Origin of the sequence: Sodalis ligni, from assembly GCF_016865525.2 — a bacterium.
In the GTDB taxonomy this organism is placed as follows: Bacteria; Pseudomonadota; Gammaproteobacteria; order Enterobacterales; family Enterobacteriaceae; genus Acerihabitans; species Acerihabitans ligni.
Map to the genome: position 1 here is coordinate 1,080,548 of NZ_CP075169.1, position 18,797 is coordinate 1,099,344.

Below are 18,797 nucleotides of genomic sequence, written 5' to 3' on the forward strand. Positions count from 1 at the left end.
GCATGGACTTGGCACAGGCGGAGTGTGATTCTGATATCATATATGACTCACGTTATTAAGATGGAGCAGCAGGGTAAATAAATCACTCAGATAAGCACCAATGTAAGAATATAGTTCCTTTGAAATAAAGAGATTATCTTACCGGAGAAACTTGAACAGGAGGGAAACGCAGATGAAATATCAACTCAGGAGGCTTCGCATATTTTCTATATGAAAATATCAAAGCGTTTTTTTGTGCCAACGGTGGCCGTCGGCCACCTGCGGGGGGATTAACGGGGTAAACGCAGCTGCTGCAGGTTCCCTTCCAGGGTTACGCCGGTATCCAGCGTCGCCACCCGGCGACATATAAAGGCCATTTCCCGCTGCGGTTCCAGTTTATTCCGCCATTTAGGCGGGATATCGGCCAATCGCCCATAAAGCGTTTCCAGGCTGCCGGCCTGGCTGATTAACTGCGTAGCGGTTTTGGCGCCGATACCGGCGACACCGGGAATCTTACTGCCGCTGATGCCGGCCAATCCCCAGTAATCGGGCAATTGTTGCGGCTGCACGCCGAAGGTCTCGGTAATAAAGGGCAGATCCAGCCAGCGTTTTTGAAAATAGTCCCTGATGTGGATTGCCGGCGATAATAGCTGGCAATATCCCTTATCGGTTGAAATCAAAGTCACGCGATGTCCGGCGGCGGCGACTTTGAAGGCCAGCGTCGCGGCGATATCGTCCGCTTCGTATCCTTTTAGCTGCCACGATGCCACGCCGGTTTGGCTGAACAGCCGCCTGATGTCCGGCAACAGTGCGCGCAGCTCGTCGGGCATCGGCGCGCGTCCGCCTTTATAGGCCGGTAAAAGTTGATGGCGCCAGCTTTCGTCGCGTTGTTCATCGTCAAATACCGCCACTGCGTGGGTCGGTTCACTATGAAAAATCAGCTGCTTCAGCGCATGGGTACAGGCTGATGGGCAGGAAGAACCCTGGGTGGCATGCATGCGGCGAATCAGGTTCAACGCATCCACAATCAATAAATGAACCGTCATGGCGTGTCGTCCTTATCATCATCCATCGGGAGGCAGGACAGGACGCCGGAATTGGCTTTGTCCTGTCGTCAAGTCGGGCCCGGCGTTAAATACAGATTTCGTAGCAAGGGATATAGGCGCTGCCCGGTAATTTCATGCGGTGTTGCGCGACAAAACCCTGTAATAAGAAATCCATGCGTTTCATAATGTCCGGATCGCCGCGCAGCTTGTAGGGGCCGTGCTGCTCTATGGACTGGATGCCGTTTTCCTTTACGTTGCCGGCAACAATGCCGGAAAACGCCCGCCGCAGCGCCGCCGCCAGCTGTTCGGCCGGCTGGTCGCGATGCAGATTCAGGTTGGCCATGTTTTCATGGGTGGGATCGAACGGGTGCTGAAGATCCTGCGCCACCTTCAGCGACCAATTGAAGCTATAGGCATCGCCGCTGCTGCGCCGGTTTTCCTTGACCCTGGGCATGGCTTTTTTCATTTGGCGGGCCACTTCCGCCGCATCGTCAATGATGATGGTGTAATATTTGCGGGCCTGCTCGCCCAGGGTACTGACGACAAATTCATCCAGCACCCGGAAGTAATCGGCGCTGATGCCCGGACCGGTAAGAATCAGGGGCAGCACCTGTTCTTTATTGGCCGGATTCATCATGATCCCCAGCAGGTACAGCAGCTCTTCCGCGGTGCCCACCCCGCCCGGGAAAATAATGATGCCGTGGCCGATACGGACAAACGCTTCCAGCCGTTTTTCAATATCCGGCATGATAATCAGCTCATTTACCAGCGGATTGGGCGGTTCGGCGGCGATAATGGACGGTTCGGTCATGCCGATAAAGCGTCCTTCCTTGTAGCGCTGCTGGGCATGGCCCACCGCCGCGCCTTTCATCGGCGCCTCCATGGCGCCCGGTCCGCAGCCGGTGCAGATATTGAGTTCACGCAGACCCAGCTGGCTGCCTACTTTGCGGCCATAGAGATATTCGGTTTCGCTGATGGAATGGCCGCCCCAGCAGACAATCATATTCGGCGCTTCGCCCACGTGCAGGCCGCGGGCGTTGCGCATAATGGAGAATATCAAGTTGGTGATATGCACCGAGTTATTCAGGTTAAGGCTCTGATGGTGGCCGGCTGAGGCAATCTGGCCGTTGACGAACAGAATATCCCGCAGCACGGCGAACAGATTCGCCTGGATGGAGCGGATAAGACTGCCGTCGACAAAAGCCTCTTCGGGCGGGTTCACCAGCTCAAGCTTCACGCCGCGCTCGCGGCGCAGCACATTAATATCGAAATCCTGGAAACGGGCCAGCAGTTCTTTGCTGCTGTCGGTTTGAGCGCCTGAATTCAATACCGCCAGCGAACAGTTGCGAAACAGACGATAGAGATCGCTGCTGGCGGTACGTTTGAGCATATCCACTTCGAGTTGTGACAGTAAATCCATGGAGCCTAGGGGGCTGATATGGGTAATCAAAATAACTCCTTGGTGCGCGGTTTCGCACAAAATTTTTCTTCGAACGCGTCTTGTTGTAGCATTATTGCCGCGCCAGCCGGCCGGCTGAGGGAATGAATGGCGTATTGCTCCGCCACGGGTTGATATCCAGCCCGCCGCGACGGGTGTAGCGGGCATAAACCGACAGCTGCTCGGGATGACAAAAATGCATCAGGTCGGTAAAAATCCGTTCCACGCACTGTTCATGGAATTCATTATGATGGCGGAAAGAGACCAGATAGCGCAATAAGGCTTCCCGATTGATGCGCGGGCCGCGATAGGTGATTTGCACCGATCCCCAATCCGGCTGGTGGGTGATCAGGCAATTGGATTTCAGGAGGTGGCTGACCAGGGTCTCGCTGACCTGCGCGTTATCGTCCGCGGCGTGCCGAATCCATTCATTGCTGAAGGTATAATCATCAATGAGGATATCCTGCTCATCAATGCACTCGCCGGCAAAGTCGGCGATGCAACGGCCGGCAATATCGCCGAGGCGGAACAAATCCACATTCACGTCACCTGCGGCGCAGCGGGCGAGGTCGCGGATCAAAACATCCCGTACCTGGTCCCAGTGGGCGAATCGCGTCTGGTTAAAGCTGTTAAGATAAAGCTTGAAGCTTTTGGATTCGATAAGATTGCGGCTGGCGGCGTCAAGGCGCATTTCGCCGATGGCCACCTGCGGCACGCCCTTGTCGTTGAGCCAGGACAGTTCGTACAGCGTCCAGATATCGGCACCGTGGAATCCCAGCGTATGCGGCGCCAGACCCAACGGTTCCCGGTTGAGCGCGCGCGGTACCCCTTGCAGCAAGGCGGCATCGTATCGATCGCTATAGGGGGTGGGTTTGCCCAGTGTCAGCGATCCTAACGCCGGTTGATTTTCATAATCGGACATATTATAAGCGGACATAAATAAATGGTTACCCTGAATCCTTCTTATTACACAAGGTCTAGTGTAACGTAGAGCGCCGCAAGATGAGAGAGATTATGGATTACCAAGTGTCACAGGCATTGCAGGCATTCACCCGCCGCTACCAGCAGCACTGGCGTACCGCTACCGGCGGCGCCCCGGCCAGCCGCGCGCTGTTCGGCGTGCCGTCCCCTTGCGTGATCGGTGAGGATGGGGATCAGGTCTACTGGCAGCCTTGCCCGCCGCCTGAAAGCCTGACCCTGGCGGGGGTGGAACGGGCGTTGGAGCTGCGGTTGCAGCCGGCGGCGGAAGCATTTTATTGCAGCCAGCTGGCGGGAGATATGGCGGCAAGCTATCTCGCGCGCCCGCTGGAATTGCTGCAGGTTTGGAGCGAGGCCGATGGTATCCGCATCCAGGAAAATCTTATCGGTCATCTGCTGATGCAAAAAAGGCTGAAACTGCCGCCGACGCTGTTTATCGCCACTACGGATTCCGAACTGACGCTTATCTCAATTTGCAATCTCAGCGGGCAAATCCTCCTTGAAGAGCTCGGGCGCAAAAATCGCACGGTGCTGGCTGATAACCTGCAGGATTTCCTATCCCTGCTGGAACCTAAAGTAGCATGAATGTATCTGTCGTGTTTGTTGATTAGAGCGTAAGAGATCTCCTACAAATACTGTGAGATATTGCCGGCAATATATATTTACACCCTAAGCGTTAACGCTAATTATTCTATTTTAATCAATGAATTAATTAGCAATGTTAACTGTGCAACTTGGAACAATATCTGCGGCTATGCATAACCGTCTTGTATATTGCCTTCGATTAAGCGATCTTATCAATCAATTTGACGATGCGGCTATCACGTTCGTTTTCCGGTTTTAGCCGCTGGCTGACAAGGATGGGTTCAGGACGAACCGCTATAGGGAGGGCCGCAGGACCGCGCCCGGATGTTTCAGGACGATGATCGGGACACCTCCAGGATGGAGAATGTGAGTGGATTAGGAAGATTCCGCGGGCAGGAAGGCCAAAAGGACATACGTCGGACGACGTAGCCGGTTTCAAGGATGGGATTGCCGATACGGAGCGTTTCAAGGTTATAGTGATTATAACTTTTCACGGATGAACGCAGGGAGCACAGCGATAGCGGGAATGCTATAAATGAACCGGGGGTACTGTTTCGACAGTACCCCCTTTTCTTTTATCTGATTTTCTATCTGATTTTCTCCTCGTCAATGGCAGAGATCCCTCATGATGGCTTATCATAGGCCACTATAATTCATAAAGGACCTTCGCTATGTTTTCAGCCGCCCAGGCAGCGGATGTCAATCTGCTGGCATCTTTTTTGTCCTGCGATCAGACCCTTGACGCCACGCCGCAACGGCTGGCCGGGCGTGGCAATGCCGATCTGCTGGTGTTGCTGGGCAATGCGGTGCTTATTACCGCCGAACGCGTGTTCCAGGCGGCCTGCGCCGGCGTCGCGCCGAAAATCCTTATCGCCGGCGGCGTGGGGCATGCCACCGAACTGTTATACCGGGCGGTGCGGCAGCATCCCCTTTATCATGACATCGCCACCGCCGGGCGTAGCGAAGCGGAAATATTGCGGGATATCGGCCGGCGTTTTTTCGGTTTGGCCGATGACCGGATATTGCTGGAAACCCAGTCCGCCAACTGCGGCGACAATGCCCTGCGGGCCCGCCAGGTATTGACGGCGGCCGGTGAACAACCTCATACCGTGATCCTGACGCAGGATCCGCTGATGCAGCGGCGAACCGATGCCAGTTTCCGCAAGGTCTGGCAGGATAGCCCGGATGTACGTTTCATCAACTGGCCGACGCTGATACCGCGCTTTGAAGTGAACGCGGGACAAGTGGCATGGGGCAACCGGGAGTGCGCTGAATCCTGGCCGCTGCCGCGATTCGTTTCCCTGCTGCTGGGGGAGATCCCGCGCCTGCGCGACGCCCCCGGCGGCTACGGCCCGGCGGGGACCGGCTTTATTGCCCATGTGGATATTCCGCCGCACGTTGAAGCGGCGTATGCCCGTCTCGCGCCCGCGCTCAGAACCGAATTCGGCGACCGGTTGATTTGAGCGCCAAAGCCGCCATTAGCGCCCGGACGCGTTCAATGCTATCCTCAGCCGTTTTGCGAAGGGCCGTTACGGCGGAGTTGCGACGTTTTTGCAACCGCGAGGGCGTCCCGCCAGCAGGATTTATGCTGTTTTACCACCGGCGGCGGCCTTTGGGTCAGGAGCACACCATGAGCTTACATCTTGAAATCCGTCAGCATTTGTTTGATATCGAACAAACGATGAGGACCCTGGCGATTTGGCAGGCGCAACCGCCGGCGCGGGCGGCTTTTGAAAGCGTTGAGCCTTTTTGTATCGATACCATGCAGGCGGAGCAGTGGCTGCAGTGGATATTGTTGCCCCGCATGCATGCGTTACTGGATAAGCGCGCACCGCTGCCGGCCCGTTTCTCCATTGCCCCGTATTTTGAAGAAGCATTGCCTGACGCCGCGCCGCTGTTGGTACAGCTGCGCCGGTTGGACGATTTGCTCAACTCGAGCCCCACTTCCGGCGCGCGGATAATCCAGCATGATTGAAATATGTTATCGGGATGAGTTTTTGGTGGCGGTGAACAAACCGGCCGGCTGGCTGGTGCATCGCAGCTGGCTGGATCGTCGGGAGAAGATTGTGGTCATGCAAACGGTACGGGATATGCTGGGACAGCATGTGTTTACCGTGCACCGACTGGACCGGCCCACCTCGGGGGTGCTGCTGCTGGCGTTGTCCGCCGAGGTAGCCCACACCCTGTCCGGGCAGTTCGAGCAGCACCGGGTGAAAAAAACCTACCATGCGGTAGTGCGGGGCTATATGGAAGGCGACGGCACCATCGATTATGCCCTGACGCAGGAGCTGGATAAGATCGCCGATAAATTCGCCCAGCCGGACAAAGCGCCGCAGCCGGCGGTCAGCCATTATCGCGGACTGGCTCAAGTGGAGATACCGGTGGCTATCGGCCGCTATCCCACCTCCCGATACAGCCTGATGGAACTTACGCCGCAAACCGGCCGAAAGCACCAGCTGCGCCGCCATCTCTCCCATATGCACCATCCGCTGATTGGCGACTCGACCCATGGCGATCTGCGGCAGAATCGCGGTTTCGCCCGCACATTCGACTGTTCTCGCCTGATGCTGCACGCCAGCCGGCTGGAGTTGGCGCATCCGGTGACCGGACTGCCGCTGGTTATCGACGCCAGATGGGATCAGACCTGGCAAAACCTGGTGGAGCGGTTTCACTGGAACGGCATTCTCCCTGCTTATGAAAGGGTTGAGTTTGCCGCGGTCACAGGTCAGGATATGGCGACATTTATCTGAAAGCATCAATGAAAGGGAGTTATGCCAATGGCACAAGTGGGCATTTTTGTCGGCACGGTGTACGGTAATGCATTGCTGGTGGCCGAAGAAGCGGAAACCATTCTGGTGGAACAAGGCCACGAGGTGAAATTGTTCGAAGAGGGTACGCTGGAATCCTGGCAGTTTTATCGCCATCATTTTGTGCTGATCATTACCTCCACCACCGGCCAGGGAGATTTTCCCGACAGTATTGCCCCGCTGTTCCAGGCGGTGAAAGACCATGTGGGTTATCAGCCGGAATTGCGTTACGGTTTGATTGCCCTTGGCGACAGCAGCTACGAAAATTTCTGCGGCGCGGGGCATACCTTTGATGCGCTGCTCCAGGAGCAGGGGGCGGTCAGGATCGGCGAACTGCTGGAAATCGACGCGCAGGAAAACCCTGAGCCGGAAGTCGTGGCCGGCCCTTGGGTGGAAAAGTGGAGCGGGCTTCTCGGCGCCTGAAGCGTCCGGCCCTGGACTGTCTGACCGCCGGGGCGGCGGCCTGGATCTTGCCCTTAGGATTTGCCGCGGGTCAGTTTTTCCAGATCCGCTTCGATCTCGGCAATCTTGTTGGTGACCACGCTGTCGAGGTGGCGCAGATCGTCGAGGATTTTTTGCTTCAAATCCACTTCGGTCTGATCCCGCAGGCAGAGCTGATCCAGTTCGTCGATGACATAACGGAGGTTGGGACTGATTTCGTTGATTTCGCGATAACCTTCGGCGACGTTGTCGGAAACCACGGTTTTACGCTGGCGCGGATATTTGAACTTCACGCTTTTAGCGAAGAATTCACCTTTATCCCGGCGAAAATAAATTTTCAGAATGTCGTTATTGGCTTCCTGACGCAGGCTGTAACGGTCGATATCGTCCGGATGATTTACGCCAAGGCTTTTCAAGTTATCGTACATAGGACTACCTCTGGTGTGTAATATCCTGTGATGAGTATAACGCCCGGGGGCGCCATATACCCTTTATACCCGTCATACTTCAAGTTGCAGGTGTGTTGGCAATACTCGGCCCCTCCATGGGCCTCGCCCCTTCGGGGCCGCTGCAAGCAGCGTTCAAATCTGCTCCCGGCAGATTTGTCCTCGCTTACCCCAGTCACTTACTTGAGTAAGCTCCTGGGGATTCGCTGCGTCGCCGCCTTCCTGCAACTCGAAGTATTTAGGGTATATCTTGCTGAAGCCTTGCCGCAGCAAGAAATCAATCGGGTATACAATGTGATAAACGGCTTACATTACAGCCGGCTCTCTATCCATGGGGGCCGCGCGGGAAGCGCATTCGCCAATAAAGATATTAGTCTATCGTCCGTAATAACTCATTGATACCCACCTTACCGCGGGTCTTCTCGTCGACTTTTTTGACGATGACCGCACAATACAGGCTATAGCGCCCGTCTTTGGAAGGCAGATTGCCGGAGACCACCACGGAACCGGCCGGAACGCGTCCATAATGCACCTCGCCGGTTTCTCTATCGTAAATCTTGGTGCTTTGGCCGATAAAAACCCCCATGGAAATTACCGAGCCGGTTTCCACGATTACCCCTTCCACGACCTCGGAGCGCGCGCCGATAAAGCAGTTATCTTCAATAATGGTGGGATTGGCCTGTAACGGCTCAAGTACGCCGCCGATGCCGACGCCGCCGGACAAATGGACATTCTTGCCGATTTGCGCGCAAGATCCCACGGTCGCCCAGGTATCAACCATGGTGCCTTCGTCGACATAGGCGCCGATATTGACATAAGAGGGCATCAACACGGTATTGCGGGCGATAAACGCCCCCTGGCGGACGGTGGCGGGGGGCACTACCCTGAAACCTTCCCGCTGGAAGCGTGCCTGATCGTAACCGGCGAACTTCATCGGCACTTTATCGAAGTAACGCGTTTCCGCTCCGTCCATAAGCTGGTTGTCGCTGATGCGAAATGACAGCAATACCGCTTTTTTCAACCATTGATGGGTTATCCATTCACCATTGATTTTTTCCGCCACCCGCAGCGTACCGCTATCAAGACGGGCGATAACCTGGTTAACCGCGTCGCGGGTAACGCTGTCCGCCGTTGTCGGCGTGATGTCCCCGCGGCGCTCAAAGGCGTTTTCAATGATCTGTTGTAATTGCTGCATCCTATCTGTGTCCCGTATCTTGTCGAATGAAATAAATTATACCCATCATCACTTGTATCATACTTTTTCGTTCGGGGTGAGAGCCTCCGTCAGCTGCCGCTGCAATTCCTCACGGATCTCCCGGCTCAATGCGCGGCGGTCGCTGCCGGCCAGGATAAACAGGTCCTCCACCCGTTCGCCGATGGTGGAAATCCGCGCGCCGTGGAGCGATACGCCCAAATCCACGAACACCTCGCTGACCCGGGCCAGCAGGCCGGGCTGGTCCAGCGCCGTCAATTCTAGATAACTGCGCCGGTCCGAGTGCCCCGGCAGGAAATCCACCACGGTAGGCACAAAGAAGTGACGGAGTTTGGGGGAGGGGCGCCGTGAGCGCGGATGCTGGTATTTGCCGGGCTGCAGCGTTTGCAGCAGCGCCTGGCGAATGATGCTGTGGCGATCCGGCGCCAGCGGGCTGCCGTCCGGCTCAAGCACCACAAAGGTGTCCATGGCCATGCCGTCGCGATTGGTGAAAATCTGCGCGTCGTGGACGCTCAGGTTGCGCCGGTCCAATTCCCCCGCCACGGCGGCGAACAGGTAAGGACGATCCTGGCTCCAGATGAATATTTCCGTACCGCCGCGGGTAGCCTGGGGGCTGATGAGCACCAGGGGCTGGTCGCTATGGTGTTCCAGCAGATGGCGGGCGTGCCAGGTCAGCTGATTGGGGGAGTGGCGCAGGAAATAATCCGCGCGGCAACGGCTCCAGAGGCGATGCAGCGCCTCTTCGTCGACGTTTTCCATGCGCAGCAGCGCCAGCGCCTGCGAACGGTGGTGCCGGATGCGCGCGCGCATGTCCGGCATATTCTGCATGCCGCGCCGCAGCTGTTTTTCCGTGGCGAAAAAGAGTTCGCGCAGCAGGCTTTGTTTCCAGCTGTTCCACAGGGTTTCATTGGTGGCGCAGATGTCGGCCACCGTCAGGCAAAGCAAATAGTGCAGCCGGCTTTCCGTCTGCACTTCGGCGGCAAAGTGCTGCACTACCGCCGGATCCTGGATATCGCGCCGCTGGGCCGTTACCGACATGACCAGATGGAACCGTACCAGCCAGGCCACCAGCTGCGCTTCCCGGGAATGCAGGCCGTGCAGCTCGGCGAATTCCATCGCATCCTTGGCGCCCAGGGTGGAGTGATCGCCGCCGCGTCCTTTGGCGATATCGTGAAACAGCGCCGCCAGCAATAACAGGTGGGGGTGCGCCAGCCGGGGAAACAGCTCCACGCACAGCGGATGCCTGGGCCGCTCGTGCTCATCGGCGAAAGTCTCCAGCTTCATCAGGACCTGGATGGTATGCTCATCCACGGTATAGGTGTGGAACAGGTCGAACTGCATCTGACCGACGATATTGCCCCACTGCGGCATGTAGGCCCACAGCACGCTGTGCCGGTGCATGGGCAGCAAGGCATGCTTGACCGCCCCCGGGTGGCGCAGGATAGCCATGAAAAGCTGCCTGGCCTCGGGTATATTGCACAGCGGGCCGTCGAGATGGCGGCGGGCGTAGCGCAGTTGGCGAAGGGTGGAGGAATAGATGCCTGAGATGTTCTGATGCTGCACCATGCGGTAGAACATACGCAGTATCGCTTCAGGCTGGCGGGCGAACAGGGTTTCGTCCCGTAAATCGATGAGATCGCCGCGCAGCTGGAAGTCATCGTCCAGCGGCTGCGGTTTTCATCGGGCGCCAGGGCCAGGATAGCCTCATCGAACAGCTGCAGCAGCATCTGATTCAGTTCGCTGACGCGGCGGGTGACGCGGAAAAATCCTTCATCATGCGTTCCACCGGCACATTGCCCTCGCCGCGATAGCGCAGTATCTGCGCCACGCTTTGCTGCCGGTCGAACAACAGACGATTATCATAGCGGCTGATGGCCAGATGCAGCGCAAAACGAATACGCCACAGGAAACTCTGGCATTCGTTGAGCTCATCGCGCTCCGCCTGGGTCAAAAAACCAAACCCCACCATTTCGTCCAGGGAAGTGGCGCCAAAATGGCGATGGGCCACCCATAACAGCGTATGGATGTCCCGCAAACCACCGGGACTGCTTTTGATATCCGGCTCCAGGTTGTAACTGGTGCCGTGGTAGCGCTGGTGGCGCTCCTCCTGCTCCGCCAGCTTGGCGGGGAAAAATTGGCTCGAAGGCCAGAAATCCTCGCTGAAAATGCTCTTTTGCAATTTTAGGAACAGCGCCACATCGCCGCAGATCAGCCGGGACTCGATAAGATTGGTGGCGATGGTCAGATCGGCCTTGCCCTCCTGCAGGCATTGGTCGATGCTGCGAACGCTTTGGCCCACTTCCAGTTTCAAATCCCACAACAGCGTCAGCAATTCGCTGATATGCTGCGCCTGCCCGGCGGTAAGAGGGTTCTGGCTCAATACCAGTACATCGATATCGGATAACGGATGCAGTTCGGCGCGTCCATAGCCGCCCACCGCCACCAGCGCGGTTTCCGGCGCCGCGTCGAAACCGTGAAAGCGCCAAAGCTGCCGCAGCAGCTGATCGATATAGAGGGCACGGGCGTCAATGAGCGTCTCCGCCGGAACGCCGGCGTTGAAGGCATCCGCCAGCCAGGCATGAAAATCATCCAGCCGGTCCTTGAGAAATGCGCGATTCAGCGCCTCATCGGGCCAGGTCAACGGCGATGCGGGTTTGACAGGCAACGCGCTGTCGACGGGAGGGGCGGCGTACTGAAGGATTTTGTCCGGCATATAAGGCCCATGATAAAGCCGGTAAGTCCGTGGTGGGGGCAGCCCAACCCCGGCGTTACCGCACGAGTAGTAGGTCTGTGCCGGGGAACGGGGGTCGGCAACTGCCGCCGGTGGCCCGCCCCGGGGTACTGATTAAGCCCGCCGCTTCAGCTCCGGGCCCGCTGTGGTAGCGGCCCGCGTCGCAAAAAAGCCGGACCGGCGCTCAGGCCGGGTGCGTGATAACCGTGGGCAGGGTATCGTCGCTGCGCAAGGTCATAATTTCGCATCCGTTATCCGTTACCACAATAGTATGTTCATATTGCGCCGACAAGCTGCGATCCTTGGTTTTTACCGTCCAGCCGTCTTTCATGGTGCGGATGCGGTAGTCACCCGCGTTGACCATGGGTTCGATGGTGAACGCCATGCCCGGCTGCAGCACTACGCCGCCGTCATCGGCATCATAATGCAGCACTTGCGGCTCTTCATGGAAGCCTTGGCCGATGCCGTGGCCGCAGTACTCCCGCACCACGGAAAACCCCTCCGCCTCGACGAATTTCTGGATGGCCTTGCCCAGGCTGCGCAGGCGAATGCCCGGCTTCACCATTCTGATGGCCAGATAGAGGCTCTCCTTGGTGATCCGGCACAGGCGCTCGCCGAGGATGGTGGGTTTGCCCACGAGGTACATTTTCGAGGTATCGCCATGGAAACCGTCTTTGATGACCGTAACATCGATATTGATGATATCGCCGTCTTTCAGCTTTTTTTCATCCGAGGGAATTCCGTGGCAAACCACTTCGTTCACCGAAATACAAACCGATTTGGGAAAGCCGTGATAGTTAAGGCTTGCGGAAATGGCGTGCTGATGCTCGGTGATATGCTGATGGCAGAGCCGATCCAATTCCCCGGTGCTGACTCCCGGCACAACATAAGGTTCGATGATTTCCAGCACTTCGGCGGCCAGACGGCCGGCAACGCGCATTTTTGCTATATCGTCTGAATTTTTAATGGGAATAGCCATGAATAGATCCGCAGTCGGCGTGTATGTCGACGATTTATGATTACAATAAAATAAAGGATAATGTTATCAGCCAAGCCGTGGACTGCCAAATTATCATTTGGCGCGGCGCCGTCTGTGAACAAATGGTGGAGTCTCGGCGCGGATTATGGTATAAAGCGCGCCGACGATCGGCGTAGAGTATTTTGGTCTTATGCGCCGTTCAGATCAACTATACCTAAGTGTTATTACACACACGTATCGGCACATGTGCCGGGGTGCCTTGGCCTGGATGGCGGGGTCGGCCGCATGGGATACGTGGAGGCATAACCCCAAACTATCTATAGAGGTTTAATCATGGCAACTGTTTCCATGCGTGACATGCTCAAGGCCGGTGTGCATTTCGGCCACCAGACCCGTTACTGGAATCCGAAAATGAAACCCTTCATTTTTGGTGCGCGTAATAAAGTTCACATCATCAACCTTGAGCAAACCGTACCGATGTTCAACGACGCCCTGGCCGAGCTGAACAAGATTGCCTCCCGCAAAGGCAAAATCCTCTTTGTCGGCACCAAGCGCGCGGCAAGTGAAGCGGTAAAAGAAGCGGCCAACAGCTGCGATCAATTCTTCGTGAATCATCGCTGGTTAGGCGGGATGTTGACCAACTGGAAAACGGTTCGTCAATCCATCAAGCGTTTGAAGGATCTGGAAACCCAGTCCCAGGACGGCACTTTCGAAAAGCTGACCAAGAAAGAGGCGCTGATGCGCACTCGCGAACTGGACAAGCTGGAAAACAGCCTGGGCGGTATCAAGGACATGGGCGGGTTGCCTGACGCGCTGTTTGTTATCGATGCGGAACACGAACACATCGCTATCAAAGAAGCCAACAACCTGGGCATTCCGGTGTTCTCCGTGGTGGATACCAACTCTGATCCGGACGGCGTTGATTTCATCATCCCGGGTAACGACGATGCCATCCGTGCCATCAATCTCTACCTGAGCGCCGTGTCCACCGCCGTTCGCGAAGGCCGCTCGCAGGATTTGGTTGAACAGGCCGAAGAAAGCTTTGTGGAAACTGAATAATAAGGCATGCTCTTTTTGAGCCCTTATTAACCAAGTTTAAACTATGTTGGTTAGAGGGCCTGTCTTCAGGCCCTCTTTTTTACCTATCCCGCCACGGGATAACGAGGAAAAAATAATGGCTGATATTACCGCCGCCCTGGTTAAAGAACTGCGCGAACGTACCGGCGCAGGCATGATGGAATGTAAGAAAGCCCTGGTTGAAGCGCAGGGCGATATCGAGCTGGCTATCGATAACATGCGTAAATCCGGTCAGGCAAAGGCGGCTAAGAAAGCCGGCCGTGTCGCCGCCGAAGGCGTGATCCTGACGAAAATCGCTCAGGACGGAAAATACGGCGTTATCGTTGAACTCAACTGTGAAACCGATTTCGTGGCCAAAGACGGCGGATTCAAAGCCTTCGGCGACGAAGTGGTGAGCGCCGCCCTGGCGGATCGCATTACCGATATTGAAGCGCTGAAAGCCAAATTCGAAGATCAGCGCGCCGCGATGGTGGCCAAGATCGGTGAACATATCAATATCCGCCGCGTGGCCGCGCTGGAAGGGGACGTGCTGGGTTCATACCTCCATGGAGCCCGTATCGGCGTTCTGGTTGCCGCCAGCGGCGCCGACGATGAGCTGGTGAAGCATGTGGCCATGCATATCGCCGCCAGCAAACCCGAATATGTCAATGCCGAAGATGTGCCGGCCGACGTTGTGGCGCGTGAGCACCAGATTCAGCTGGATATCGCCATGCAGTCCGGCAAGCCTCGTGAAATCGCCGAAAAAATGGTGGAAGGCCGTATGCGCAAATTCACCGGCGAAATCTCCCTTACCGGTCAGCACTTCGTCATGGATCCGAACAAGACCGTCGGCCAATTGCTGCAAGAGCATAAAGCCGGCGTGACGGGCTTTATCCGTTTTGAAGTGGGCGAAGGCATCGAAAAAGCGGAAGTGGACTTTGCCGCTGAAGTCGCCGCCATGAGCAAACAGTCTTAATAAGCCGGTCCGAACCGCTGTCGCGGGCTCGGACCGGGCAAGCTGTCTTTATGCCCTGAATCCATCGGTGGCCCCCGTGGCGCCGATGGCGTTTGTCAGCAAGTTGGTTTTTAACAAAAAGTCAGGCGACTTGTGCCGCATCTAACCAGCCGAATGCGGTATGGAAGTCAAATCCTCTCATCTTGTTATCGCTGCTTTAGGAACAGAAAAATGGCAACCAATGCGAAACCCGTCTACCAGCGTATCCTGCTTAAATTGAGTGGCGAAGCCTTGCAAGGCGCGGAAGGTTTCGGTATCGACGCGAGCGTTCTGGACCGCATGGCCCAGGAAGTGAAGGAACTGGTGGAGTTGGGCATTCAGGTCGGGGTGGTGATCGGCGGCGGCAATCTGTTCCGCGGCGCGGGATTGGCCCAGGCCGGCATGAATCGCGTCGTGGGCGACCATATGGGCATGCTGGCGACGGTGATGAACGGATTGGCGATGCGCGATGCGCTTCATCGCGCCTATGTCAATGCCCGCCTGATGTCGGCTATTCCGCTGAACGGCGTTTGCGATAACTACAGCTGGGCTGAAGCCATCAGCCTGCTGCGAAACAATCGGGTAGTGATTTTCGCCGCCGGTACCGGCAATCCTTTTTTTACCACGGATTCAGCCGCCTGCCTGCGCGGTATCGAAATCGAAGCCGATGTCGTGCTGAAAGCCACCAAGGTGGATGGCGTTTTTTCCGCCGATCCGGTGAAAAATCCCGATGCTACACTGTATGAACAGCTCAGCTACCAGGATGTTCTGGAGCAGGAGCTCAAGGTGATGGATTTGGCGGCCTTTACCCTGGCCCGTGATCATAATATCCCTATCAGGGTATTTAATATGAACAAGCCGGGTGCGCTTCGGCGTGTCGTGATGGGCGAAAAGGAAGGTACGCTCATCTGCAAATAGCGGCATGTACTCCATAGATTTGCACATCGAAAGATGAAAGCTGTAGCGGTAAAAAAACAGTATTATGCTGTATACCTTAAATACGTCGAGCTGCTGGAAAGCCAACGCGCCTGCAACTTGAAGTATGACGGGTATAGATAGGAGAGGGCGAAATGCCTAATGTCAGAACCTGCCGCCGCGGGTGTTGACTATCATGGGCTTGGCATACGCTTAAGCCCGCCCGGATAACTCGTTTCCAAGGGTTCGCAACGTGATTAATGAAATTCGCAAAGATGCCGAAATGCGTATGGAAAAATGCGTCGAGGCATTCAAAAACCACATTAGCAAAATCCGTACCGGCCGCGCCTCCCCGGGCCTGCTTGATGGCATTCACGTTGAGTATTACGGTACGGCGACACCGTTGCGCCAGTTGGCTAACGTGGTAGCCGAAGACTCCCGCACGCTGGCCATAACGGTATTCGACCGCTCGCTGGCCCCCGCGGTGGAAAAAGCGATCATGGCGTCCGATCTGGGATTGAATCCTTCGTCCGCCGGTACCGTGATCCGTGTTCCGCTGCCGGCTCTGACCGAGGAACGCCGCCGCGACCTGATCAAGGTTGTCCGGTCCGAAGCAGAGCAGGGCAGGGTCTCGGTGCGCAACGTGCGCCGCGACGCCAATGAAAAAGTGAAGGCTATGCTGAAGGATAAAGTCATCAGCGAAGACGAGGATCGGCGTTCGCAGGACGATATCCAGAAGCTTACCGATGCGTTTATCAAAAAAGTCGACAGCGCGCTGGCCGAGAAAGAAGCCGAATTAATGGAAATTTAACCTACCGGCGCTAAGCTCGGCCGTAGCGGCAGATCCCGCGGGATCTGCCGCTACGGTTTTTTTTTGTCGGTAACGTCATAGACAAATGTTGCGCAACGTTTCAGACTACTGTGCTTCCATCATTCCTTTGACTTGCGGTTTTCAGAGTACCTCATGAGGCATTTGACGATTCTTGGTTCTACCGGTTCCGTTGGCACCAATACGCTGGCCGTAATTAAACAAAATCCCGATAAATTTACCGTCCGCGCGCTGGTGGCCGGCAAAAATGTCGACATAATGACCGAACAATGCCTGGCCTTTCGTCCCGCCTATGCCTGCATGGCCGACGAGGCGTCGGCGCGGGAGTTAAAACGGCGCCTGCACGACGCCGGGGCAACCACGGAAGTGATGGCGGGCGCCGATGCCGCCTGCGAACTGGCGAAGCTGGACGGGGTGGATCAGGTGATGGCGGCCATCGTCGGCGCCGCCGGTTTAATGCCGACCCTGGCGGCGCTGCGCGCCGGGAAGAGCGTATTGTTGGCAAACAAAGAGGCGCTGGTGACCTGCGGTCGGCTATTCATGAACGAAGCGCGCCGCAGCAATGCGCAGCTTTTGCCGGTGGACAGCGAACATAACGCGATTTTTCAGAGTTTACCTGAACCAATCCAGCGCCAGTTAGGTTACTCTTCACTGGAAGATCATGGCGTCTCCCGCATCATCCTTACCGGTTCCGGCGGTCCTTTCAGAGAAACCCCGCTGGCGGATTTGGCGGCCAAAACGCCGGATCAGGCCTGTGCTCATCCTAACTGGTCAATGGGACGCAAAATCTCGGTGGACTCGGCGACGATGATGAACAAAGGACTGGAATATATTGAAGCACGCTGGTTGTTCAACGCCTCGGCGGAGCAAATGGAAGTGATAGTGCATCCGCAATCGGTAATTCATTCCATGGTTCGTTATCGCGACGGCAGCGTGCTGGCACAGCTGGGCTCGCCGGATATGCGTACGCCCATAGCCCATGCCATGGCTTATCCCCAGCGGGTGGTCGCCGGGGTGGAAGCCCTTGATTTCCACCGCATCGGCCAATTGACATTCGACCGCCCGGACTACGCGCGCTACCCTTGTTTGCAGCTGGCAATCCTTGCGTCCGATCTCGGCCAGGCGGCCACCACGGCGCTGAATGCCGCCAATGAAGTGGCGGTCGCGGCTTTTTTGCAGGGCGGCATCGGATTTACCGATATCGCGGCATTAAACCGTAACGTGCTGGAAGGCACGGCTCTGACCGAGCCCCACAGCATCGAAGACGTATTGGCCATCGATCTGGAGGCGCGCAGCAACGCGGAGCGTGAAATCAGGATGTTAATGCATTGACGTGTTTTCCCCGGAGCGCTTGCCTGATTTGTTCCGCCGCTGTCGAAATGTTATAGTCAGCGCCACCTCTCTCCTGGGATGACGGCTGGCTGGCTAAAGGTCAGGAGCGATCCGTGTAAGCGCACGGTTTTTTTGCATATTCGGGGCCTTTTGTTCCGGAAAGACGGGTGAATACCCAAAAGAATTCGAATTGCGGAAAGGTCAACGCACCGGCAATTTGAAGTATGGCGGGTATATTCTTATTGAGGAAATACGTAAGCGTTATGTCGTCCGAAAATCAGCAAGAGGCTACTGTTCCGCTACCATCCGTTCCACGGCACGTGGCCATCATTATGGATGGCAATGGTCGCTGGGCGAAAAAGCGCGGAAAATTACGTGTCTTCGGCCATAAAGCGGGACTGAAATCGGTCCGGCGCGCAGTCAGCTTCGCTGTCAGCCATCATTTCAATGCGCTGACGCTCTATGCGTTCAGCAGCGAGAATTGGAATCGGCCGATGCAGGAAGTCTCCGCTCTGATGGAATTGTTTGTCAGGGCGTTGGACAGCGAAGTGAAAAGCCTGCATAAGCATAACGTACGCTTACGTATTATCGGCGATACCAGCCGTTTCGGCCTTCGTCTGCAGGAGCGGATTCGTCGCTCCGAGGCGCTAACGCGCAATAACGATGGGCTGACGTTAAATATTGCCGCGAATTATGGCGGCCGTTGGGATATCATTCAGAGCGTGAAAAAGCTGGCTGAAAAAGTGCAGGAAGGAATTTTGCGTCCGGACCAGATTGATGAGGATGCGCTGTGCCAGTACGTCTGCTTAAACGAACTGTCGCCGGTGGATCTGGTGATCCGTACCGGCGGCGAACACCGCATCAGTAATTTTCTGTTATGGCAGATAGCCTATGCCGAACTCTATTTTACCGATGTGCTGTGGCCGGATTTTGATGAAAACGTTTTTGAAGGTGCGCTGAATGAATTTGCTCAACGCGAGCGGCGTTTCGGGAGAACAACACCTAATGATGCCGACGCGTCCTAGGGG

General features: G+C 56.2%; 17 protein-coding genes and 1 pseudogene. 11 read left to right on the forward strand and 7 right to left on the reverse strand.

From position 1 onward, the window contains the following. Window positions 1-269: 269 nt before the first annotated feature. The 3 genes from xni to queF form a co-directional block, all read right to left on the reverse strand. On the reverse strand, window positions 270-1,025 hold the full coding sequence (xni, locus tag GTU79_RS05040) for a flap endonuclease Xni (RefSeq protein WP_203522675.1): 756 nt from the start codon (window positions 1,023-1,025) through the stop codon (window positions 270-272). Between the two features lie 85 nt (window positions 1,026-1,110). After that, entirely contained in the window at window positions 1,111-2,475 is a 1,365-nt protein-coding gene (ppnN, locus tag GTU79_RS05045; protein ID WP_203522674.1) for a nucleotide 5'-monophosphate nucleosidase PpnN, read from the reverse strand. 61 nt (window positions 2,476-2,536) lie between these two features. After that, entirely contained in the window at window positions 2,537-3,385 is an 849-nt protein-coding gene (queF, locus tag GTU79_RS05050; RefSeq protein WP_203523150.1) for an NADPH-dependent 7-cyano-7-deazaguanine reductase QueF, read from the reverse strand. A 92-nt stretch (window positions 3,386-3,477) separates the two neighbouring features. On the opposite strand from queF, the gene syd reads away from it, so the two are divergent. From syd to GTU79_RS05075, 5 genes are all read left to right on the forward strand, one after another. Then, entirely contained in the window at window positions 3,478-4,026 is a 549-nt protein-coding gene (syd, locus tag GTU79_RS05055; protein ID WP_132923240.1) for a SecY-interacting protein, read from the forward strand. 671 nt (window positions 4,027-4,697) lie between these two features. Further along, window positions 4,698-5,489, forward strand: coding sequence for a YdcF family protein (locus GTU79_RS05060; protein ID WP_203522673.1), 792 nt, complete (start codon window positions 4,698-4,700; stop codon window positions 5,487-5,489). A 167-nt stretch (window positions 5,490-5,656) separates the two neighbouring features. Further along, window positions 5,657-6,001, forward strand: coding sequence for a YqcC family protein (locus GTU79_RS05065; protein ID WP_132923238.1), 345 nt, complete (start codon window positions 5,657-5,659; stop codon window positions 5,999-6,001). Continuing rightward, window positions 5,994-6,776, forward strand: coding sequence for a tRNA pseudouridine(65) synthase TruC (gene truC / locus GTU79_RS05070; protein ID WP_203522672.1), 783 nt, complete (start codon window positions 5,994-5,996; stop codon window positions 6,774-6,776). The genes GTU79_RS05065 and truC overlap by 8 nt, the downstream gene beginning before the upstream one ends. 27 nt (window positions 6,777-6,803) lie before the next feature. Beyond that, complete coding sequence (locus tag GTU79_RS05075; protein WP_203523149.1) at window positions 6,804-7,256, forward strand: flavodoxin; 453 nt, start codon at window positions 6,804-6,806, stop codon at window positions 7,254-7,256. Window positions 7,257-7,309: 53 nt separating this feature from the next. On the opposite strand, the gene GTU79_RS05080 is transcribed toward GTU79_RS05075, so the two are convergent. From GTU79_RS05080 to map, 4 genes and pseudogenes are all read right to left on the reverse strand, one after another. After that, window positions 7,310-7,702 carry a DUF3461 family protein gene (locus GTU79_RS05080; RefSeq protein ID WP_132923236.1) on the reverse strand — a complete coding sequence of 131 codons (393 nt, stop codon included), beginning with the start codon at window positions 7,700-7,702 and terminating at the stop codon, window positions 7,310-7,312. A gap of 388 nt (window positions 7,703-8,090) precedes the next feature. After that, the gene (dapD, locus tag GTU79_RS05085) at window positions 8,091-8,915 is read right to left on the reverse strand and encodes a 2,3,4,5-tetrahydropyridine-2,6-dicarboxylate N-succinyltransferase (protein ID WP_203522671.1); all 825 of its coding nucleotides are present in this window, start codon (window positions 8,913-8,915) and stop codon (window positions 8,091-8,093) included. Window positions 8,916-8,972: 57 nt separating this feature from the next. Next, a pseudogene (gene glnD, locus GTU79_RS05090) lies at window positions 8,973-11,646 on the reverse strand (bifunctional uridylyltransferase/uridylyl-removing protein GlnD). 202 nt (window positions 11,647-11,848) lie between these two features. After that, window positions 11,849-12,643, reverse strand: coding sequence for a type I methionyl aminopeptidase (map, locus tag GTU79_RS05095; protein WP_203522669.1), 795 nt, complete (start codon window positions 12,641-12,643; stop codon window positions 11,849-11,851). A 333-nt stretch (window positions 12,644-12,976) separates the two neighbouring features. Between map and rpsB the strand changes: the two genes are divergently transcribed. The 6 genes from rpsB to ispU all read left to right on the forward strand — a co-directional run bounded on the left by rpsB (window position 12,977) and on the right by ispU (window position 18,794). Continuing rightward, window positions 12,977-13,702, forward strand: coding sequence for a 30S ribosomal protein S2 (rpsB, locus tag GTU79_RS05100; protein WP_132923232.1), 726 nt, complete (start codon window positions 12,977-12,979; stop codon window positions 13,700-13,702). Window positions 13,703-13,817: 115 nt separating this feature from the next. Then, a complete protein-coding gene (gene tsf / locus GTU79_RS05105) occupies window positions 13,818-14,675 on the forward strand; it encodes a translation elongation factor Ts (protein ID WP_132923231.1) in 858 nt (285 codons plus the stop codon). A 210-nt stretch (window positions 14,676-14,885) separates the two neighbouring features. Beyond that, window positions 14,886-15,611 carry a UMP kinase gene (pyrH, locus tag GTU79_RS05110; protein ID WP_132923230.1) on the forward strand — a complete coding sequence of 242 codons (726 nt, stop codon included), beginning with the start codon at window positions 14,886-14,888 and terminating at the stop codon, window positions 15,609-15,611. 250 nt (window positions 15,612-15,861) lie between these two features. Next, window positions 15,862-16,419 carry a ribosome recycling factor gene (frr, locus tag GTU79_RS05115; protein ID WP_132923229.1) on the forward strand — a complete coding sequence of 186 codons (558 nt, stop codon included), beginning with the start codon at window positions 15,862-15,864 and terminating at the stop codon, window positions 16,417-16,419. A 153-nt stretch (window positions 16,420-16,572) separates the two neighbouring features. After that, window positions 16,573-17,769 (forward strand): 1-deoxy-D-xylulose-5-phosphate reductoisomerase, encoded by a 1,197-nt coding sequence (gene ispC, locus GTU79_RS05120; RefSeq protein ID WP_203522668.1) that lies wholly within the window; start codon window positions 16,573-16,575, stop codon window positions 17,767-17,769. A 263-nt stretch (window positions 17,770-18,032) separates the two neighbouring features. Next, the gene (gene ispU / locus GTU79_RS05125; protein WP_203522667.1) at window positions 18,033-18,794 is read left to right on the forward strand and encodes a (2E,6E)-farnesyl-diphosphate-specific ditrans,polycis-undecaprenyl-diphosphate synthase; all 762 of its coding nucleotides are present in this window, start codon (window positions 18,033-18,035) and stop codon (window positions 18,792-18,794) included. Window positions 18,795-18,797: the final 3 nt, after the last annotated feature.